General features: G+C 66.1%; 18 protein-coding genes. 8 read left to right on the forward strand and 10 right to left on the reverse strand.

All coding sequences use genetic code 11. The features are described from left to right. Window positions 1-230 precede the first annotated feature (230 nt). Both ubiB and ubiE read right to left on the reverse strand, forming a co-directional pair. Window positions 231-1,805 carry a 2-polyprenylphenol 6-hydroxylase gene (gene ubiB, locus ACQR0Z_RS01085; protein ID WP_434917403.1) on the reverse strand — a complete coding sequence of 525 codons (1,575 nt, stop codon included), beginning with the start codon at window positions 1,803-1,805 and terminating at the stop codon, window positions 231-233. Then, window positions 1,802-2,563, reverse strand: coding sequence for a bifunctional demethylmenaquinone methyltransferase/2-methoxy-6-polyprenyl-1,4-benzoquinol methylase UbiE (gene ubiE / locus ACQR0Z_RS01090; protein ID WP_434917404.1), 762 nt, complete (start codon window positions 2,561-2,563; stop codon window positions 1,802-1,804). Before ubiE ends, ubiB begins: the two co-directional genes overlap by 4 nt. A gap of 106 nt (window positions 2,564-2,669) precedes the next feature. Between ubiE and mutM the strand changes: the two genes are divergently transcribed. Both mutM and ACQR0Z_RS01100 read left to right on the forward strand, forming a co-directional pair. Then, a complete protein-coding gene (gene mutM / locus ACQR0Z_RS01095) occupies window positions 2,670-3,551 on the forward strand; it encodes a bifunctional DNA-formamidopyrimidine glycosylase/DNA-(apurinic or apyrimidinic site) lyase (RefSeq protein WP_434917405.1) in 882 nt (293 codons plus the stop codon). Window positions 3,552-3,613: 62 nt separating this feature from the next. Then, window positions 3,614-4,096 (forward strand): cyclic nucleotide-binding domain-containing protein, encoded by a 483-nt coding sequence (locus ACQR0Z_RS01100; RefSeq protein ID WP_434917406.1) that lies wholly within the window; start codon window positions 3,614-3,616, stop codon window positions 4,094-4,096. Between the two features lie 22 nt (window positions 4,097-4,118). Here the strand turns inward: ACQR0Z_RS01100 and ACQR0Z_RS01105 are convergent, their stop codons facing one another. The 4 genes from ACQR0Z_RS01105 to ACQR0Z_RS01120 all read right to left on the reverse strand — a co-directional run bounded on the left by ACQR0Z_RS01105 (window position 4,119) and on the right by ACQR0Z_RS01120 (window position 8,613). Then, window positions 4,119-4,859, reverse strand: a complete 741-nt coding sequence (locus tag ACQR0Z_RS01105) for an AAA family ATPase (protein ID WP_434917996.1) — start codon at window positions 4,857-4,859, stop codon at window positions 4,119-4,121. Between the two features lie 349 nt (window positions 4,860-5,208). After that, the gene (locus ACQR0Z_RS01110) at window positions 5,209-6,012 is read right to left on the reverse strand and encodes an AAA family ATPase (RefSeq protein ID WP_434917407.1); all 804 of its coding nucleotides are present in this window, start codon (window positions 6,010-6,012) and stop codon (window positions 5,209-5,211) included. Window positions 6,013-6,436: 424 nt separating this feature from the next. Then, complete coding sequence (locus ACQR0Z_RS01115; RefSeq protein WP_434917408.1) at window positions 6,437-7,225, reverse strand: pentapeptide repeat-containing protein; 789 nt, start codon at window positions 7,223-7,225, stop codon at window positions 6,437-6,439. Window positions 7,226-7,257: 32 nt separating this feature from the next. Next, a complete protein-coding gene (locus ACQR0Z_RS01120) occupies window positions 7,258-8,613 on the reverse strand; it encodes a serine protease (RefSeq protein WP_434917409.1) in 1,356 nt (451 codons plus the stop codon). Window positions 8,614-8,755: 142 nt separating this feature from the next. On the opposite strand from ACQR0Z_RS01120, the gene ACQR0Z_RS01125 reads away from it, so the two are divergent. Then, complete coding sequence (locus ACQR0Z_RS01125) at window positions 8,756-9,559, forward strand: HesA/MoeB/ThiF family protein (protein WP_434858056.1); 804 nt, start codon at window positions 8,756-8,758, stop codon at window positions 9,557-9,559. Window positions 9,560-9,762: 203 nt separating this feature from the next. Here ACQR0Z_RS01125 and ACQR0Z_RS01130 read toward each other — a convergent pair whose 3' ends face one another. Beyond that, window positions 9,763-10,764 carry a 2-hydroxyacid dehydrogenase gene (locus ACQR0Z_RS01130; protein ID WP_434858057.1) on the reverse strand — a complete coding sequence of 334 codons (1,002 nt, stop codon included), beginning with the start codon at window positions 10,762-10,764 and terminating at the stop codon, window positions 9,763-9,765. Between the two features lie 344 nt (window positions 10,765-11,108). On the opposite strand from ACQR0Z_RS01130, the gene ACQR0Z_RS01135 reads away from it, so the two are divergent. Further along, window positions 11,109-11,657, forward strand: a complete 549-nt coding sequence (locus tag ACQR0Z_RS01135; RefSeq protein WP_434858058.1) for an SH3 domain-containing protein — start codon at window positions 11,109-11,111, stop codon at window positions 11,655-11,657. Window positions 11,658-11,756: 99 nt separating this feature from the next. Here ACQR0Z_RS01135 and irrA read toward each other — a convergent pair whose 3' ends face one another. Continuing rightward, window positions 11,757-12,230, reverse strand: coding sequence for an iron response transcriptional regulator IrrA (gene irrA / locus ACQR0Z_RS01140; RefSeq protein WP_434858294.1), 474 nt, complete (start codon window positions 12,228-12,230; stop codon window positions 11,757-11,759). A gap of 449 nt (window positions 12,231-12,679) precedes the next feature. Here irrA and fabA point away from each other — a divergent pair, with 449 nt between their 5' ends. From fabA to ACQR0Z_RS01160, 4 genes are all read left to right on the forward strand, one after another. Further along, window positions 12,680-13,201, forward strand: coding sequence for a 3-hydroxyacyl-[acyl-carrier-protein] dehydratase FabA (fabA, locus tag ACQR0Z_RS01145; RefSeq protein ID WP_434858059.1), 522 nt, complete (start codon window positions 12,680-12,682; stop codon window positions 13,199-13,201). Between the two features lie 76 nt (window positions 13,202-13,277). Further along, window positions 13,278-14,501 carry a beta-ketoacyl-ACP synthase I gene (gene fabB / locus ACQR0Z_RS01150; RefSeq protein ID WP_434858060.1) on the forward strand — a complete coding sequence of 408 codons (1,224 nt, stop codon included), beginning with the start codon at window positions 13,278-13,280 and terminating at the stop codon, window positions 14,499-14,501. A gap of 150 nt (window positions 14,502-14,651) precedes the next feature. Next, window positions 14,652-15,452 (forward strand): enoyl-ACP reductase FabI, encoded by an 801-nt coding sequence (fabI, locus tag ACQR0Z_RS01155; protein ID WP_434858061.1) that lies wholly within the window; start codon window positions 14,652-14,654, stop codon window positions 15,450-15,452. A 232-nt stretch (window positions 15,453-15,684) separates the two neighbouring features. Beyond that, window positions 15,685-17,667 carry an autotransporter outer membrane beta-barrel domain-containing protein gene (locus tag ACQR0Z_RS01160; RefSeq protein WP_434917410.1) on the forward strand — a complete coding sequence of 661 codons (1,983 nt, stop codon included), beginning with the start codon at window positions 15,685-15,687 and terminating at the stop codon, window positions 17,665-17,667. A 39-nt stretch (window positions 17,668-17,706) separates the two neighbouring features. On the opposite strand, the gene ACQR0Z_RS01165 is transcribed toward ACQR0Z_RS01160, so the two are convergent. Together ACQR0Z_RS01165 and ACQR0Z_RS01170 are read right to left on the reverse strand one after the other, a co-directional pair. Further along, window positions 17,707-18,540: a hypothetical protein gene (locus tag ACQR0Z_RS01165; protein WP_434917411.1), complete on the reverse strand. Its 834-nt coding sequence runs from the start codon at window positions 18,538-18,540 to the stop codon at window positions 17,707-17,709. Between the two features lie 135 nt (window positions 18,541-18,675). Next, a complete protein-coding gene (locus ACQR0Z_RS01170) occupies window positions 18,676-19,125 on the reverse strand; it encodes a GNAT family N-acetyltransferase (RefSeq protein WP_434917412.1) in 450 nt (149 codons plus the stop codon). Window positions 19,126-19,279: the final 154 nt, after the last annotated feature.

Consider the following 19,279-nt stretch of genomic DNA (forward strand, 5'->3'; position numbering starts at 1 on the left):
CGTCGACGACCGACCCGGCGGCGGCCTCGGTGCAACCTCGCCCCGCTCGCGGGGAGAGGTCGGATCGCATCGCGAGATGCGATCCGGGTGAGGGGGGCTTTCCGCACGGTCGGCGGGTGTGGCGGCCCTCACCCCAACCCTCACAGCGCGAGCGAAGCTCGTCGCGCCCCCGTGAAGAACGGGGAGAGGGAGCTCACCGTTGGCGGGGAGATGGCTCGACTCTCACCCGATCACAGCCTGAGCACCGCGAACAGGATGCCGATGAAGGTCAGCGCGATGACCCACAGGGCGATGGCGCGCCAGCGGCTCTTTTTCCCTTCGGTGCGGCCCATGGCGGCGATGGTTTCGGGCGACAGGCGCAGGCCGTCGCGGGTCATCGTTTCCATGTGCTCGAGCACGGCGGCGGCGCGGGCGGCGAGAATTGGCAATGTGGCGGTGATGCGGGCGAGGTCGCCGATGCCGGTCACGGCGCCCTCGATGCGGCCGAGGGGCCCAAGATTGCGCTCGATCCATTCGCGGACCACGGGGTCGGCGACCTTCCAGATGTCCAGCTTGGGATCGAAACCGCGCGCCACGCCTTCGACCACGACCATGGTCTTCTGCAGCAGGATCAGCTCGGGGCGGGTGCGCATGTCGAACAGGCCGGTGACCTCGAGCAGCAGGGTCAGCAGCTTGGCCATCGAGATTTCTTCGGCCGTGCGGTTGTGGATCGGCTCGCCGATGGCGCGGATGGCCTGCGCGAAATTCTCGACCGAATGATGCGGCGGGACGTAGCCGGCCTCGAAATGCACCTCGGCGACGCGGCGATAGTCGCGGGTGATGAAGCCGAGCAGGATCTCGGCCAGGAAGCGCCGCTCCTTCATGCCGAGCCGGCCCATGATGCCGAAATCGACCGCGACGAGGCGGCCTTGCTTGTCCAGGAACAGGTTGCCCGGATGCATGTCGGCGTGGAAGAAGCCGTCGCGCAGTGCGTGGCGCAGAAAGCTCTGGATCACCTTGCGGCCGACATCGGGCAGATCGACATTGGCCTGGGCGAGGCGGACGTGGTCGTTCAGCGCGATGCCGTCGATCCACTCCATGGTCAGCACGGTGTTGGCGGTGCGGTCCCAGTCGACCGCGGGCACGCGGAAGTCCGGATCGTCCTTGATGTTCTCCGCCATCTCCGACAGCGCGGCGGCTTCCAGGCGAAGGTCCATCTCCATCGCGACCGAGCGCGACATCGTGTTGATGACTTCGACCAGGCGCAGCCGGCGCGCCTCGGAAGAATGCGCCTCGGCCTTCTCGGCGACGAAGAAGAAGTCGGCGAGATCGCGCCGGAAGCGCGCCGAGACATTGGGCCGGAGCACCTTCACCGCGACAGCATGACGGACGCCGTCGCGCTCGACCTCGCCGCGATGCACCTGGGCGATCGAGGCGGCCGCGACCGGCGGCCCGAGCGACGTGTAGAGCTGGTTGATCGGACGTTCCAGCGCGGTGGCGATGACGGCCTCCGCCTCGGCCTGCGGGAACGGCGGCAGCCGGTCCTGCAGGGATTCGAGATCGCGCGCCATCACGACGCCGACAACGTCAGGCCGCGTCGCCAGGAACTGGCCGAGCTTGAGATAGGCCGGCCCCATCCGCTCCAGCGCGCGCGACAGCCGCGGCCCGGACTTGGCGCCGGGGCGTTCGACCAGACGCGCGAGCTTCAGCGCGAGCTGGCCGGGCGGCGGCGCGAGGCTCGGGTCGACGGCGCCGAACACGCCCTCGCGCGCGAACACGAAGGCGGCTCGGGCGAGCCGGGAGATATGAGTCAGTGCTGAGATCACAAACGCCAGCCGGAATGAAGCGCGACGATGCCGCCGGAGAGGGTCTGCCAGGACACGCGCGAGAAGCCGGCCGCCGAGATCATCTCGCCGAAGGCATTGGGTCGCGGAAACTGGCGGATCGATTCGACGAGGTAGCGATAGGACTCGGCATCACCGGTGACGGCGCGGCCAAGCTGCGGAATCACGTTGAACGAGAACAGGTCGTAGAGCTTGTCGAGCCCGGGTACCTCGACGGTCGAGAACTCCAGGCACAGGAAGCGGCCGCCATGCTTGAGCACGCGATAGGCCTCGGCCAGCGCCAGCTCGATCTGCGGCACGTTGCGGATGCCGAAGGCGATCGTATAGGCGTCGAAGGAGCGGTCGGGGAAGGCGAGCTTCTCCGCATTGCCCTCGACGAACGAGACCTGGTCGTCGAGATATTGCTTCAGCGCGCGCTGCCGGCCGACCTCGAGCATGTCGCCATTGATGTCGCAGACGGTCGCGTGGAAGCCGGCGCCGGCCTTCCTGGCGGCACGGAAGGAGATGTCGCCGGTGCCGCCGGCGACGTCGAGCAGCGCGAACGGCGCATCGCTCTTCGGCGGGTTCAGCGTGTTGATCATGATGTCCTTCCAGACGCGGTGCAGCCCGCCGGACATCAGGTCGTTCATCAGGTCATAGCGGGACGCGACGCTGTGAAACACGTCGTTCACCAGCGTCTGCTTCTCGCCCAGAGGCACGTCCCTGAAGCCGAAATGAGTGGTCTGGTCCGTCTGATCCATCACCCTTACTCCGATACGGCACCATAGCGCCGGTGCGGCCAAGGCGCTATCACGTCAGCCGGACAAGGTGAATGGTCGCACGACGCAAAAGGTGAAATGAACTGGGATGCCTGAGCTGCCCGAAGTCGAAACCGTCCGGCGCGGGTTGCAGCCGGTCATGGAAGGCGCCGTCATCGTCAACGCCGAGGCGCGGCGCGGCGACCTCCGGTTTCCATTCCAGCCCGATTTTGTGAAGCGCCTGCAGGGCCAGACCGTCCGGGGTCTCGGTCGCCGCGCCAAGTATCTGCTGGCCGATCTCGGCTCCGGTGACGTTCTGCTGATGCATCTGGGCATGTCCGGCTCATTCCGGGTGATCAAGCCCGAGCACGAGGAGACGCCGGGCGAGTTTCACTATCCGCGCGGCAAGGACAGCGTGCACGACCACGTCGTGTTTCACATGTCTTCCGGCGCCGATATCGTCTTCAACGATCCGCGCCGCTTCGGCTTCATGAAGATCATCGGCCGCGGCGAGATCGACAACGAGCCGCATCTGAAGGGACTCGGGCCGGAGCCGCTCGGCAATGCATTCGACGCGGCGATGCTGGCGAAGGCCTGCGCAAACAAGAAGACCAGCCTGAAGGCCGCGCTGCTCGACCAGCGCGTCGTCGCCGGGCTCGGCAATATCTATGTCTGCGAGGCGCTGTTCCGCGCGCATCTGTCGCCGCGGCGTCTGGCCGCGACGCTCGCGACCAAGAAGGGTGACCCGACCGATCACGCCAAGCGCCTGGTCGAAGCGATCCACACCGTGCTGAACGAGGCAATCCGCGCCGGCGGCTCGTCGCTGCGCGACCATCGCCAGACCACCGGCGAGCTCGGCTATTTCCAGCACTCGTTCCAGGTCTATGATCGCGAGGGCGAGCCGTGCCGGACGGATGGCTGCGAGGGCGTGGTGAAGCGCTTCGTGCAGAACGGCCGTTCGACCTTCTGGTGCCCGAAGTGTCAGCGTTGAGGTGACGGCTGGAACGCCCGCGGTGCGCTTGTAGGGTTTGGGTGCGGGCGTATACTCGCGCCATGGCTGTCAGCTCGCCCGACCTGAAGGCATTCCTGCTCGCCACGCCGTTCTTCGGCGGCCTGTCGGACGCGAGCCTGGATCGGCTCGTGTCCATGCTGGTCGAACGCCGCTTCGAGGCGGGCGCCACCGTCGTCGCCGAGGGCGAGCCGGGACGCTCGATGTTCGTCGTTCACAGCGGCACGCTGGAGGTCAGCGAGCGTCTGCCGACAGGCGGCGTGATCCACATGTCGAACCTGGAGCCCGGCGATTTCTTCGGCGAGATGACCTTGCTGGAGATGCAGAACAGGTCGGCCACGGTCGTGGCGGAGACGCCGACGGTGCTGTACGAGCTGACGGCACGCGAGCTCTATGCGTTCTACAAGGCCGACATCCAGGCCTATGTCATCGTGATGCAGAACATCAATCGCGAGCTGTGCCGTCGCCTGCGTCGTGCGGATGCGCGCATCAAGATGCTGGAGATGCGGGAGAGTGGAGCGGGATAAGCGTGCAGGTCATGGCGCTGGCCTACAGGCAGGCGTCCCAAGACAGCGTCGCCTCGGTCGGCATGGCGGCGGCAGTGTTCGCCAGCAAAGCGTGGGATTCGACATCGGCGGGATCCGACGCATAGCTTGCATCGGCTCGCGGCAGGCGCTGTTCGACCCATTGCCACAGCAGGCAGATTTCGTCGGCCGATTTTCCGCTCGCATGAAACTCGGTCACGCCGAGTCCGGCGGCGAGCGCGTCCTGGTGATCGTTGCGTAGCGTGATCAGCGGCGTGGCGATGATGTCGGCGATATCGTCTTGGATCAGCGCACGGGCGGCCTCGCTCGCGCGCGGGCCGCGATGCGGCGCCTGGTTGAGGACGAAGGCGAAGCGCCGGCGGCTGTTGCGAATGATCTTCACGGTCGGGGCCGAGGCTACGATGTCAGCAATGCATGGCCGCGCCGGCACCAGACACAGATCGGCATAGTCGATCGCCGCGCGCGTCAGTGCATTGATTCCGCTCGACGTGTCGATCACGACAAGCGTGACGCCGCCGCGTGCAAGCGCATCGAGCCGGCGGCCGATGTCGGCAGGCGCGTGGATCGGTTCGACGAAGGGCTCCGCCAAACCGCGCCGGCTCTGCCAATACGACAGCGTCCCCTGCGGATCTGTTTCGATCAGGCGCACGATCTCTCCAGCCTGCTGAGCCGCTACGGCAAGACCCATCGCCAGCGTGCTCTTGCCGCTGCCGCCCTTCTGTGTCGCTACCACGATCGTGCGCATCATGCGATCCCTTGCTGGTCCGCAAAAGCCGATTGCAGACCACCGCAACGGAAGCACCGTTCGAGCGGTCGGCAGGGTCGCTGCAGATCGCTCCGCATTGAGCGGATTGATTCGCGTGACAACGCTGCGAATCGCAGGCCTTTACGTCCGAGATCGACTATGACACTTGTGTGACAATTGTAAATGTCCGCTATGCGTCACATGCGACGCAAAGTTGATAGTTGTGAGTCTTGGGGTGAGTTCGCCGAGCAAATTCACTGACGACGATCGCAACAAAAAGCGGCCGCTCAAGTGTGAGCGGCCGCCTTAGATTTCATAGGTTGGTCGCGATGGCGCTTCTGCGCTCGGCCTACAGTCCCGCCTTCCAGTTGATGCCGTTGTCGGCCCAGGTCGGGTAGGCGCGTGCCACCGGCAGCTTGGGCTCTTCCGGCTGCGGCGTCAGCATGATCGGGAATTCGACGTCCGCGTGCTCGCTGGCGTCCTTCAGTTCGCCGGCCTCGTGCATGACGTGGTCGCCGGCGAGCTTGCCCGCTGTCCAGCGCCACAGGCTCTTGATCTCCTGCGCCGACTTGCCGCCCGCATCGAACTCGCTGACGCCGAGACCGGCCGCCAGCGCGTCCTGGTGGTCGTTGCGCATCATGATGAAGGGCTGCGCCAGCACCTCGGCGATGTCGCGCGGCGCGTCGGCGTCGAGCGCCGTGGTCGCGTCGCTGATGCGATGGCCGCCGCGGATCGGCGCCTGGTTGAGCACGAAGGCGAACGGCTTGCGCCAGGCTCTGACGACGCTGAGCGTCGGCGCCGTGGCCTCGATGTCGGCGACGCTCGGCCGCGCCGGGATCAGGCAGAGATCGCAATAGCGGATTGCGGCCGTGCTCGATGCGGTGATGCCCGCGCCGGTGTCGATCACGCAGACGGTGACGCCGTCGCGCGCCAGTGCCTCGAGGCGCGGCTCGATCATCTTGGCGTCGTAGACGGCTTCGACGATCGGCTCGGCGGCGCTGCGTCGCGCCTGCCACTTCGTCAGCGTGCCCTGGCGGTCGGTTTCGATCACGCGCACCTTGTGGCCGGCCTGCTGGGCCGCCACGGCGAGACCGATGGCGAGCGTGCTCTTGCCGCTGCCGCCCTTCTGCGTGGCCAAAACGATCGTGTACATCGGGAGACAGTCCTTCGGATGTTGACGGAACTTATGAGAACGCCAAAGCTGAGTGCATCGCGACCCGCGCAACGCAGAGCTATTCTCGCTCAGGACAGTCCCGGCCCGATCCGACTGTGAGAAGAGGGATCGCGGTGGTCCGAATCAGCACGCCGACAAAACTGTTCGAACTATCTCATGCGCGGCCTGTGATTGGACAGACCGTTTGACTACGGCGGGAGCCGTTCCGAGTTGATAGCAAGGTGCTAGGAAGAGAGCGGCACGGAGCCGCGGGCGATCGTTCGGCATCGCCGGGCATCGTCCCGCGCAGTCGCGATGCTGCACATGAGATCCCCGTCGGCCGCCGTTGGGCCCTTAATTTTTTCTAAAAGGACATGCTTAATTTAGCGTAAACGCCGGCCGCAGCGCACAGCGCCGGGGGCGGTCAGTCTTCCTCCGCGAAGACGTCGATGCCGAGGCTGCGCAGCAGATGATGCTGCTGGCTTGCGGAGACCTGCAGCCCCGAAAAGCTCTGAAGCGCCTGCAGGTCGAACCCGGACAGGTCGGCGCCGCGGAGGTCTGCGCCGGTCAGATCGGCCAGCTGCAGGGCCGCGTTGCCGAGATTGCTCCCGCGCAGCGAGGCGTTGACCAGCGAGGTGCCCTGCAGTTCGGCGCCCGACAGGTCGCAGTCGAGAATGCGGAGCGAGGACAAGTCGGCCTCGCGCAGTACCGCATTATCCAGCCTGCAGCGCTCGAACATGCCGGCCAGCCGGACCGCCTTCTTCCCCTTCGTCCCGCCCGGCAAGCGGAAAGCGAAGGCCGGTTTCTCGAAGGTGGCGCCGGACATCCGGCAATCGGAAAATGTGACGTCCCAGAGATCGCAGGCGTTGAAGGTCGCGAGCATCAGGTCACAGTTGCGGAACACCGCGCCACGCAGGTCGCAGAACCGGAACGTACATCCGGCGGTGCCTGCGGTGTCGAAGAAGCGGCAGTCCTCGAATTGCGCGCCGGACAGGTTCACATTGGCGAATTCGCAGGCGCTGAAGCGGCTGCGCGTCCATCGCGATGTCGCGAGATCGCCGCCGACGAAGCGCGTGACGGTCGCGCTGCAATCCTCGAACTGGGCCGACTCCGTCAGATCGTCGTCGAAGCTGAACTCCGACAGATCGACGCCAACGAGTCGTTCGTTCCGCTGCAGCGCGCGACGGATGGCGTCGTGATCATGCTCGGGCACTCAGATGAGACTCCGCATCGCAAAGGAATGGCCTACTTGCGGACGCAGATCACGCGCACCGTTGCCGCCCTGGCGTCGAGCGAACTGCCGTCGGGCTTGACGCCGTGGGCGGCGAGAAAGGCGCGCGTCGCATCGGCGTTCACCAGCACGGCCTGGGCCGCGGGCACGCTTGCCGCGCCCGCCACCACCGCCGGCTTCAGCAGCGCGATGCCGGCGAACTTGCCGTCGCCATCGAGCGCGGCGGCGCCGGAGAAGCCGAGACCCGGTGCGGGCGCGAGCGCGGCCTCGCCGACGAGCTGCGTCTTCACGATGCTGATCGCGGCGCTGCCGCCCTGACTCTGCGGATCGGCGATGCCGACGATTTCGATCGCTGATTTCGCCGCTCCGCCCGACAGCGCCAGCGGTTTCAGGCCGCGCGGGCCATAGACGCGCAGCAGCGCCAGTCCGCGCTCCTTGTCCTCGGCGATGCGCTCAGCGGGACCGAAGCCGGGAATGGTGATCGCGACGCAGGCGTCGGTCACCTCGCGATCGGCGATGATGGCACCGTCCTGGCTGACGATGACGCCGGTGCCGTAGTCGACGCTCCGGCGCGGCGCCGGTTGGGCCGCGAGCGCGGCCGCGGGGAAGGCGGTGAAGGCGGAGGACATCGCGATCACCACCGGCTCGACGGTGTTCTCTGTCGCCTGGTCGTAGAGGATGGTCAGGATGCGCACCTCGTCGCCCTTGAAGGTGCCGCGAATGTAGAACTTCTTCAGGTTCTGAAGGCCCGACAGCACGAAGAAGTCCGGCTTCACGACGCTGTAGTCGACCGTGCGGCCCGGCTCCTTCTTCTCACGGTCGGCAAGCGCCGCCGTGGTCGGATTGGCCTCCTTGCGGCGTGACAGCACGACCTGCACGGTGCCGGTCGGCGAGGTCCATTTCGAGCCGTTGGCGTCGCTGGTCTGCTGCGGCACCAGCTTGGTCGGAATGCCCAAGCGCGCGCCGCTGGTCGGCTCGGTCACGAGTTTCCAGCCGACGCCCTCCTGCTTGCGTCGTGCGGTATCGGCGAGCACGGCCCGCTCCTGCGGGTTCAGCACGCCGGTCGGCTTGCCGCCCTTGAGCTTCTGATACTCCTTGATCGCATTGACCATGCGCTCGCTGACGTCGCCGGTGATGGCGCCGTTGTACTGGCCGACCCAGGCGAGATCGGATTGCAGCGCCAGCCGCTCGGCCTGAGACATCGCATTGGCGGTGTCGGCCGGCGCCTGGACACCAGGACGGATCGGCTGGGTCGCGACCGGTTTGGGCTGGGCGCCCGGCAGCGCGCCCTGCGTCGGCGGCGTCTGGGCCCCTGCCGACGAGCCTGCGGCGATCGCGCAGATGAAGGTTGCCGTGGCCAGCCGTCTCATGACAAATCCCGCTGCTCTTGCCGCTGACATAAATAAGCACATCTGCTTGGTCGGTCACAATCCGGCGAGGGTTCAGTGGGGAGATGTCCAGTCTCCATGGGTCGGCTGACCGCGATCCGGCAGCGGGAGGACGTGCGTAACGATGCTGAGCGATGAGGAAGTGGAGCGCTATGCCCGCCATATCGTGCTGCGCGATGTCGGCGGTCCCGGTCAGGCGGCGCTGAAGCGCGCCGCGGTGCTGGTGATCGGCGCGGGCGGGCTGGGCGCGCCGGCGCTGATGTATCTCGCCGCCGCCGGCGTCGGCACGATTGGCGTGGTCGATGACGACGTGGTGTCGCTGTCGAACCTGCAGCGCCAGGTCATCCATGCGACGCCGGATATCGGCCGTCCCAAGGTCGACAGTGCGGCCGAGCGGATCAACGCACTCAATCCGCATGTGAGCGTCGTCGCGCACCGGACCTGGCTCAACGCCGACAACGCGCTCGACCTGATCGGTGGCTACGATCTCGTGCTCGACGGCTCCGACAATTTCGATACCCGCTATCTGGCCTCCGATGCCTGCTTTCTCGCGCAGAAGCCCCTGATCACCGGTGCGCTCGGCACCTTCGATGCGTCGCTGACCACGATCCGCGCGCATGAGCGCAATGACCAGGGCGCGTTCAATCCGACCTATCGCTGCCTGTTCCCGGAGCCGCCGCCGCCCGGCACGGTCCCCGCTTGCGCCGAGGCCGGCGTCATGGGCGCGCTCGCCGGCATGCTCGGCTCGATGATGGCGCTGGAGGCGATCCGCGAGATCGTCGGCTTCGGCGAGGGATTGGTGGGGCGGCTGTTGATGCTGGATGCGCGCACCATGCGCTTCGAGACGCTGCGCTATGGCCGCGATCCCGCGAACCCGCTGAATGGGGATGGGCCCGTGATCGCGGATTTGAGTGCACATCGGAAGTGAAGTGCCGCGCGCGCCAAGAGGCGCGCCACACACTCCGCCGTCGTCCCGGACAAGCCCGCCGACGCAACGCGTCGGTGGGCGCCGATCCGGGACCTATCCTCCGCGGCGGTCGTGATGAGTAGAAGGCCAATGACCAGCGTGCCTCAAACTGCACCCTGGGGGTATGGGTCCCGGCGTTCGCCGGGACGACATTGCCACCGGGCCTACAGCATGCTCGGCAGCACGCGGTCCGGCGGGCGGTGGTTGTCGAGGAAGGTCTTGATGTTGATGATGACCTTCTCGCCCATCTCGACGCGGCCCTCGATCGTGGCCGAGCCCATATGCGGCAGCAAGGTCACCTTGCCGGCCTTGGCGAGCCGCACGAGACGCGGGTTGACGGCGGGCTCATGCTCGAACACGTCGAGCCCGGCGCCGGCGATCTCGCCGGCTTCGACCAGCCGCGTCAGCGTCTCCTCGTCGATCACCTCGCCGCGCGCGGTGTTGACGATATAGGCGTCCTTGCGGATCAGCTTGAGACGGCGCGCCGACAACAGATGGAACGTCGCCGGCGTGTGCGGACAATTCACCGAGATGATGTCCATCCGCGCCAGCATCTGGTCGAGGCTCTCCCAATAGGTGGCGCCGAGCTCGTCGGCGATGACGGGGGCGACCGGGCGGCGGTTGTGATAATGGATCTGCAGGCCGAAGGCGCGGGCGCGTCGCGCCACCGCCTGACCGATGCGGCCCATGCCGATGATGCCCAGGCGCTTGCCGCCGATGCGGTGGCCGAGCATCCAGGTCGGCGACCAGCCCGCCCAGTTCTTGCCCTCGGTGAGGATCGAGGCGCCTTCGATCAGCCGCCGCGGCACGGCGAGGATCAGCGCCATGGTCATGTCGGCGGTATCCTCGGTGAGAACCTTCGGCGTGTTGGTGACGGTGATGCCGCGCGCGACCGCCGCGGCGACGTCGATGTTGTCGACGCCATTGCCGAAATTGGCGATCAGCCGCAGCTTGCAGTCGGGCTGATTGAGAATGTCGGCGGTGATGTGATCGGTCACGGTCGGAACCAGCACCTCCGCGGTGCGCACGGCGTCGGCGAGCTGCTCCTGGCTCATCGGCTCGTCGTCGAGATTGAGGCGCGCGTCGAACAGCTCGCGCATCCGCGTCTCGACCGAGTCCGGCAGCTTGCGTGTCACCACGACGAGGGGCTTTTTCCTACCTGACATGTGCTGCTCTCATGAGATCCTTCAGACCTCATTAACCGGGTTCGCCGAAACTACCGTCGTCGTCTGAGAAGGCGTGTCCCTGGACTGGTCGTGTCGGATCTCGCAGGTGGGCCGATCCGTCCCTGACAGGGGTTCGCGAGCGATTCTCAGGCGCTTCCTGGCCGCTTGTGTTCGGTCCTGTCTAGCAGAAGGCCGGGCCAAGACAAGAAGCCAACGGCGGGTCAGGAACCTGCGCCGCGGCAAGCCCTCTCTGTGCACGAAGGGGGGCAGCCCGGCGGTTCGATGGGGATCGGGCGAAGGATCATGGACGCGACCACGCGTCGATCCTTGCGAGGGAGAGTGAGTTGAGTTCAGTCGCGTTGGGACGTCTCGGTGCAGCCGCAATTGTCGTCGGCATTTTCTGCGTCAGTCTGCTCCACGGTTCGGTGAGCACCGGCGCCGTGGCCAAGGACTCGGTTCTCACCACGAGCGGCCTGCCTGTGCCGCGCTACGTCAGCTTGAAATCCGACCATGTGAACGTGCGCGCCGGTCCGACCAAGGACAATGACGTGGCCTGGGTCTACACGCGCTCGGGCCTGCCGGTCGAAATCACCGCGGAGTATGAGAACTGGCGGCGCGTGCGCGATTCCGAGGGATCCGAGGGCTGGGTCTATCACTCGCTGCTGTCCGGACGCCGCACCGCGGTCGTGACGATGAAGAACAAGGATGATCTGGCGGCGGTCTATGAGAGCGCGTCAGCGAGCAGCGCCGTGACGGCGCGGCTGCAGGCCGGGGTCATCGCGCAGGTCAAGAAGTGCACCAATGGCTGGTGCCGGGTGCTCGGCAACGGATTCGACGGCTGGATCGAGCAGCAGAGGCTGTGGGGCGTCTACGCGGACGAGCAGGTGAACTGAGGGGTGCAGCACCGGCCGCCGCATTTCGGTCGGCGTCCAGACACGAAAAGGCCCGCCGGCGAGGGCGGGCCTTTCAAATGACCAATCTATCGTCGCGGCTCAGCGCTTCTTGCGCAGCCGCACCACCATGTCGATGCGCGCGATCTCGTAACCCTCCGGCGCTTCCGGCAGCTTCGACAGCGCCAGATGCTGGTCCGGAATGTCCACCAGCTCGTGATTGTTCTCGAGATAGAAATGGTGGTGCGCGGTGACGTTGGTGTCGAAATAGGTCTTGGTGCCGTCGACACTGACCTGACGCAGCAGGCCGGCGTCGGTCAGCTGGTTCAGCGTGTTGTAGACGGTGGCGAGCGAGACCGGGACCTTGGCCAGGGTCGCTTCTTCGTACAGCATTTCGGCCGTCAGGTGCCGCGCACCCTTGCCGAACAGCAGCCAGCCCAGGGCCATGCGCTGGCGGGTCGGGCGCAGGCCCGCCGACTGCAGCATCTCGTTGACGTCATGCCACGGGCAGCCGTTCAGCGCCGGCTGGCGGCCGCTGCCGAGACCCTCCGGGGTCCCCCGGTCATGGCCACTCATCGAGGCGTTGTTGCTCACATCCACTTCGCGCACCACGAAATTCGCACTCATCCACAACCGATATAGGAAGAAACCCCGTCAGATGCAAGCTTATCGCAACTAACGTATCTAGAACGCCCCTAAACTGCATTTGTGGGGCGGTTCGTTGACCGGCCGCCGTGCCGCGTCGATTTACCCGGATACGCGCATTGACGCCGCAATCCCCTATGTTAGAGAGCGCCCGGACCCCGATTTGCCCTGCCATGGCGCGGTTGGCCGCGAGGGCCATGTCCGTGGATCCGAGCTGCGATGCGCTCGCGATTGGCTGGTCATCCCCTCGGGTGCGATGGTCCAGCCATCGTACCGAGCGGCTGGCTGTCCGGCCAGGGCGCGCGAGGGTCGACGCGCGGAAGCGGTCCACGTCGCGCGGCACCATTTCCACCGGGGATCGTTGAGAAAGGCCATCGAGCATGCTGGATCGACGCAGCGCTTATGAATACGAGGACCTGCTGGCCTGTGGCCGCGGGGAGCTGTTCGGTCCCGGCAACGCGCAGCTGCCGCTGCCGCCGATGCTGATGTTCGATCGCATCGTCGAGATCACCGAGACCGGCGGCGAGTACGGCAAGGGCGTCGTGCGCGCCGAGCTCGACGTCAAGCCGGACCTCTGGTTCTTCGGCTGCCATTTCAAGAACGATCCGGTCATGCCGGGCTGTCTCGGCCTCGACGCGATGTGGCAGATGGTCGGCTTCTTCCTCGGCTGGAGCGGCGGCGAAGGCCGCGGCCGCGCGCTCGGTCTTGGCGACTTGAAATTCTCGGGCCAGGTTCTGCCGACCGCCCGCAAGGTTGTGTACAACGTCGACATCAAGCGCGTGATGCGCTCAAAGCTGGTTCTCGGTATCGCCGACGGGTGGCTTTCGATGGATGGCGAGATTATCTATCGCGCCAAGGACCTGAAGGTCGGTCTGTTCAAGCAGGGCAACGCGCCGTCGTGAACCGTCGGGCGCATGCCGCAGACAGTGAAGCAGGCACGATCACCACAGAACATATGAGCAAGGCGAGGCGGACATCATGAGGCGGGTCGTCATCACGGGCATGGGCATCGTCTCATCGATCGGCAACAACACCCAGGAGGTGTTGGCCAGCCTGTATGAGGCGAAGTCCGGCATCTCCCGCGCCGAGAAATATGCCGAGCTTGGTTTTCGTTCGCAGGTGCAAGGTGCGCCGACGCTGAACCCGGCGGAAGTGGTCGATCGCCGCGCGATGCGTTTCCTCGGCGAGGGCGCGGCGTGGAATCACGTCGCGATGGAGCAGGCGATCCTCGATTCCGGCCTGGAGCCGACCGACGTCTCCAATGTCCGGACCGGCATCATCATGGGTTCGGGCGGGCCGTCGACGCGCACGCTGGTCGAGGCGGCCGACATCACCCGCACCAAGGGCCCGAAGCGGGTCGGTCCTTTCGCAGTGCCGAAGGCGATGTCGTCGACCGCGTCGGCGACGCTCGCGACCTGGTTCAAGATCAAGGGCGTCAACTACTCGATCTCCTCGGCCTGCGCGACCTCCAACCATTGCATCGGCAATGCCTATGAGATGATCCAGTACGGCAAGCAGGACGTGATGTTCGCCGGCGGCTGCGAGGAGCTCGACTGGTCGCTGTCGGTGCTGTTCGACGCGATGGGCGCGATGTCGTCCAAGCACAACGATACGCCCGCCACGGCCTCGCGCCCCTACGATGTGAGCCGCGACGGCTTCGTCATCGCCGGCGGCGCCGGCGTCCTGGTGCTGGAAGAGCTCGAGCGCGCCAAGGCGCGCGGCGCCAAGATCTATGGCGAGATCGTCGGTTATGGCGCGACCTCGGACGGCTACGACATGGTCGCGCCGTCGGGCGAGGGCGCCGAGCGCTGCATGCAGATGGCGCTGTCGACGGTGAAGACGAAGATCGACTACATCAATCCGCACGCAACCTCGACGCCTGCCGGTGATCCGCCGGAGATCGAGGCGATCCGCAAGGTGTTCGGCTCGGGCGAGAAGTGCCCGCCGATCGCGGCGACCAAGGCGCTGACGGGCCACTCGCTCGGCGCCACCGGCGTCCAGGAGGCGATCTATTCGCTGCTGATGATGAAGAACGGCTTCATCTGCGAGAGCGCCAACATCACCGAGCTCGATCCGGTGTTCGCCGACATGCCGATCGTGCGCAAGCGCATCGACAACGCCAAGCTCGGCACGGTGCTGTCGAACTCGTTCGGCTTCGGCGGCACCAACGCGACGCTGGTCTTCAAGCACCTCGACGCCTAGGATTTTCGAACAGGATCGTTCCAACGGCATGATGGCCGGGCAACAGCGCGAGGCAACGTCTTCGCACCGATGTCCGGCCATCGGCTTATTTGGCGGGCGGTCGTTTCAAGCTGCCAGGGCAGGCGCCCGGCATGACGAAGGAGAAACATCATGCAGGGTCTGATGGCAGGCAAGCGCGGTCTGGTGATGGGCATCGCCAACGACCATTCGATCGCGTGGGGCATCGCCAAAACGCTCGCCGCGCACGGCGCCGAGATGGCGTTCACCTATCAGGGCGACGCGCTCGGCAAGCGCGTGCGTCCGCTCGCCGATGAGCTCGGCGTCAAGCATGTGCTGCCCTGCGACGTCGAGGACATCGCCAGCGTCGACAGCGTGTTCGCTGCATTGCGCGAGGCCTGGGGTGGACTGGACTTCATCGTCCACGCCGTCGCCTTTTCCGACAAGAACGAGCTCAAGGGTCGCTACGCCGACACCTCGCGCGAGAACTTCTCGCGTACCATGCTGATCTCCTGCTTCTCTTTCACCGAGATCGCCAAGCGCGCCGCCGAGCTGATGCCGGAGAGCGGCGGCAGCATGATCACCTTGACCTTCGACGGCTCCAACCGCGTGATGCCGAACTACAACGTGATGGGCGTGGCCAAGGCCGCGCTCGAAGCCTCCGTGCGCTATCTCGCCGCCGACTACGGCCGCCGCGCGATCCGCGTCAATGCGATCTCGGCGGGTCCCGTGCGCACGCTCGCCGGCTCCGGCATCGGCGATGCCCGGTTCATGTTCGCGTTCCAGCAGAAGCACTCGCCGCTCGGCCGCGGCGTGACCCTGGAGGAACTCGGGGGCTCGGCGCTCTACCTGCTGTCGGAACTCTCCGGCGGCGTCACCGGCGAGATCCACTACGTCGATTCCGGCTACAACGTCATCTCGATGCCGCGGCCCGAGGATCTCAAGGGCGAGTAAGCGCCGCCGGTCATCGACCGGACCGCTCCGCCGTCGGATAGCGCCGACGGCCGGCAGCGATGCGCCCAATTTTTCCCAGTTGAACGTGCCCGAAGGCTGCGGATAATCGCAGACCATTTGGCGCGCCCACGCATTGCTGCCGTGCTGGCAGCCCGGCTCGCCGCGGGCGTGCTTCGGCTCCGACACCGGCGCGCGGTGGTCGTGCCGTCAGCCAAGCAAAGTCGTGGGGGCGATGATGCTGTATGCGAGATCCTGCGTCGTCGCTCTGTGCGCGATGACTGCGATGACGTTCGGTGCGGGGTGCCCGGCACGGGCGCAGTCGAATGTCTGGGATTCCACGATCTCCAATACGAACTGGTATGTGCCGACAGCCCAGCTGCTGGCCTACATGTCGCCGAAGACGGGTTTCAGCAACCCGATCCCGATCGGCGACCAGACATTGTGGACCTTGGGCACCGCGACCAACGGCGCCTTCACCGGTACCAGCGTCGCGCAGCTCAGGATTGGCCCGGCGCTGTTGACCGACACCTCGACTATCCAGGGCTTCGTGACGACCGCCGGACAGATCACCATGCTGTTCACGCCGACGGGTGGCGGCGCCGCGACAGTCGGGTTGGGCTACATGCGCTCGGTGAACGGCGTCACCAGCATGGAAATGCAGATGATCACCGGCGACACGCTGCTGGTGACGCATTGGGCCTATATGCTGCCCTACGATCCCGCCACCTTCACACCACCACCGTCGGCGCCCGTGCCGGCCAATTCGGTGCCGCAATGGGCGTGGACGGCCGGCACCCCCTGGCGCATCGCGAGCCCGGCGCTGTTCGGCACGCAGGCGCCCGGCCGGTTCGTCATCACCAACTATCAGAACGGCTATTTCTGGGGTGCGGGCGTGGCCCCGGTCGGCAGCGGCGCCGGCGCCTTTACGTTGCTCGGTTCGGTCACGCCTGAAGGCAGCGTGCTGTTCAACACGCTGTCGCGCGGCAATCTGACGAGCCTCTATGGCGCGGCCAGCGGCAACGCCTCCGGCGCGCAGATGGTCGCGTCGACCTATGATCTCACGGGTAACCTCACCGGAAATTGGGCGACGATGTCGCTGATCCAGCCCTACGGCGAGACGCTGCGGGCCGCCGGCGGTCGCGTCGGCCTCGAAGCGGCTGACGCGCTGTACCGGCTGTCCATGACGCCCGCGGGCTGGAGCGGTTCGATGGTGCCGGGATTCGCCGCGCTCGACGGCCTCAGCGGAGCGTCGCTTGGCAATGCGGTGATGCAGACGTTGCCGGTGCTGACCGGCGCCGCCTCCCAGGCGACCTATGTGACGCAGCGCGAGGTCTGGAAGACGGTGGCCAACCGGCTCGACGGGATCGGCAGCCTGAGCGACGCGGCCGGTCGAAACGTCTGGATGCAGCCGCTCGGCGGCACCGCGCAACAGTCTGCGCGCGATGGCGTCCCGGGCTATCATGGCTCCGGTGGCGGCCTCGCGTTCGGCGCCGACGCCGTGATCTCGCCTCGCGCCATGATCGGCGGTGTTGCCGCCTATTCGCGCCAGACGATCACCGGAAGCGAGGACGCCGTCCCAAGCCGCCTGTCGGTCTCATCCTATCAGCTCGGCCTCTACGGCGCCTACGCCGTCAGCCGCGACGTCGCGTTCGACTATCAGCTCGACGGCGGATACAGCGACAATGGCGAAAGCCGGTCGCTGAGCTTCATGAACGCGACCGCTGCGGGCAGCTATCGGTCCTATACGGGCCATGCCGGTATCGGCGCGAAGACGCGCATTCCGGTCCAGGACAAGGTCTGGCTCATCCCCACGCTCCGCATCGACTATGGCATCGTCAGCAGCGACGGTTACCGCGAGAACGGCGCCGGCGGATTCAGCCTCAATGTCGATGCACAACGCTATCAGAACCTCACGACCACCGCCGGGCTGAAGGCGGTCTATCAGATTACCGAGAAGGTCCGTGTCACCGGAGATCTGGGCGTCGGCTACGATGCGTTGAATCAACGGCTGCAGATCGGCGCGGCGTTCTCGGGCGGTGGAGACAGTTTCACGACCAGCGGCCTTGCCCTTTCGCCCTGGATCTACTCGGCCGGTTTGGGTCTGGTCGCCGTCGGCAACGACCGGCTGGACGTCAGCGTTCGCTATGGCCTCAGTGCGACACCCTCCGGGCTGGTCCAGCAGTCGGGCTTTGCGACTCTCAAGATCAGGATATGACCGAGACCCGTTCGACGGTCGCCGGCCGATGAGACAGACTCACTCACGCCCGAAATAGGCCGGCAATCGCTGATCGAGGCGGAACTTGAGCATCGAACGCGCCATGTCGCGCAGCACGGTGTTGGTGGCGGCATCCGGCGGCGCAGCGGGAAAGTTGGCGTTGTCAACGTCGCCTGCGTGAGAGGGCGGGCCGACGCCCGACGTTAGTCGCGAGAGGAACGATTTCGAGCTCGTCGCGGGCTCGCGGGCTTCGAACGTCGTCCCGTCATACAGCTGGATGTCCATCATGACGAAGACGTGCGTGTAGCGCCCGAAGCCTTCGCCGCGATTGATGACACCGATTCCTGTCACCTCGTCATTGGTGGAGGGTTCGCTGTCGGTTCGACGGGTGACGACAAGATAGCGGGTGCAGCGCGCCGACTCCGCGAGCTTCCTGACAAGAGGAGCAAGCGTTCCATTCTCGGCTTTGATCGGCGGGGATTGATAGTAGGTGTCGAATGTTCCTTTGGGAACGACGAGACGGCGAACGCCGGCATCACCGGCAACGGCTCTCACCCGCGCAAAGACGAGATCGTCAAATCCCCAGGCTGCCGGGACCTCCGCATAGTCATTGGTCATCCGGGTGAGGCCGTTCTTCTGCACCGTAAAGCTGTCGCCCAGCGCAGCGATCACGCCTGTGTCGCAAGGGCCGCTGTCGACAGCCGCCGCCGGCGGTTTCGGCGTCGCCGTCTTACCGGCCGGCTTCTTCGCGGCAGCCGTCGGCTTGGTCGCGGGAGCAGGTGCGGGTGGGACCTGAGCCAACGAGGGCGGAATGAGAGTGAAGGCGAGGAGGGCGACGGCGAGGCGACGAATCAGCATGAGCAACGCGGACAATGGTACGGTTCGAGAACGGCGGAGGCCGTCGGGAACCCAAGCCTAGTTCTCCCGGAACCGCCCGCGCAATGCCTTTCAGGCCACACGCGCAAGCGCGCGGTGGTGCGCGCAACGCGATCAGGCGCGGGTCCGACTTCAGCTCTTCCAGCGATAATACTTCATCATCCGGCCGTGCACGGGATCGACTTCCGTTTTCTCCAGCACGAAGCCCTCGCGCTCGTACCAGCGCCATGCCTTGTCGTTGCCCTCGGCGCAGCGCAGCCAGATCTCGTCGGGCAGGATCTCCCGTGTGAACGCGAGCAGGCGACGACCGAGCGAGCGGCCCTGATAGGACGGCGAAATCATCAGCTGGTCGAGATAGAGCCGCTCGACCTGGATCGCGAGCATCGCTGCGAGCGTGCCGCCGTCGTCGGCGACGTAGAGGCTCCAGCCGCCGGCCACCTCGCGCGGCACGCGCTGCTTCAGCAGGCCGAGCAACGTCTCGCTCGGATGATCCAGCCCGGTCGAGCACCAGCTCTCCATCCAGAGGCTCGCGATCGCGTCATACTCGTCAGGGCGGGCCGCACGGATTATGAGCTCGGACATGGACTGTGACCTCCGGCAAGGCGATAGAGGCAACCTACGCGCTCTCATCCCTCATTGCGAGGAGCGAAGCGACGAAGCAATCCAGAGCGCTGGGAAGCGGCCATGGATTGCTTCGCTGACACCCGCAATGACGCGGCTCGACCGCGTTTCACAA

Source organism: Bradyrhizobium sp. HKCCYLS3077 (genome assembly GCF_051167555.1).
Lineage (GTDB): Bacteria > Pseudomonadota > Alphaproteobacteria > Rhizobiales > Xanthobacteraceae > Bradyrhizobium.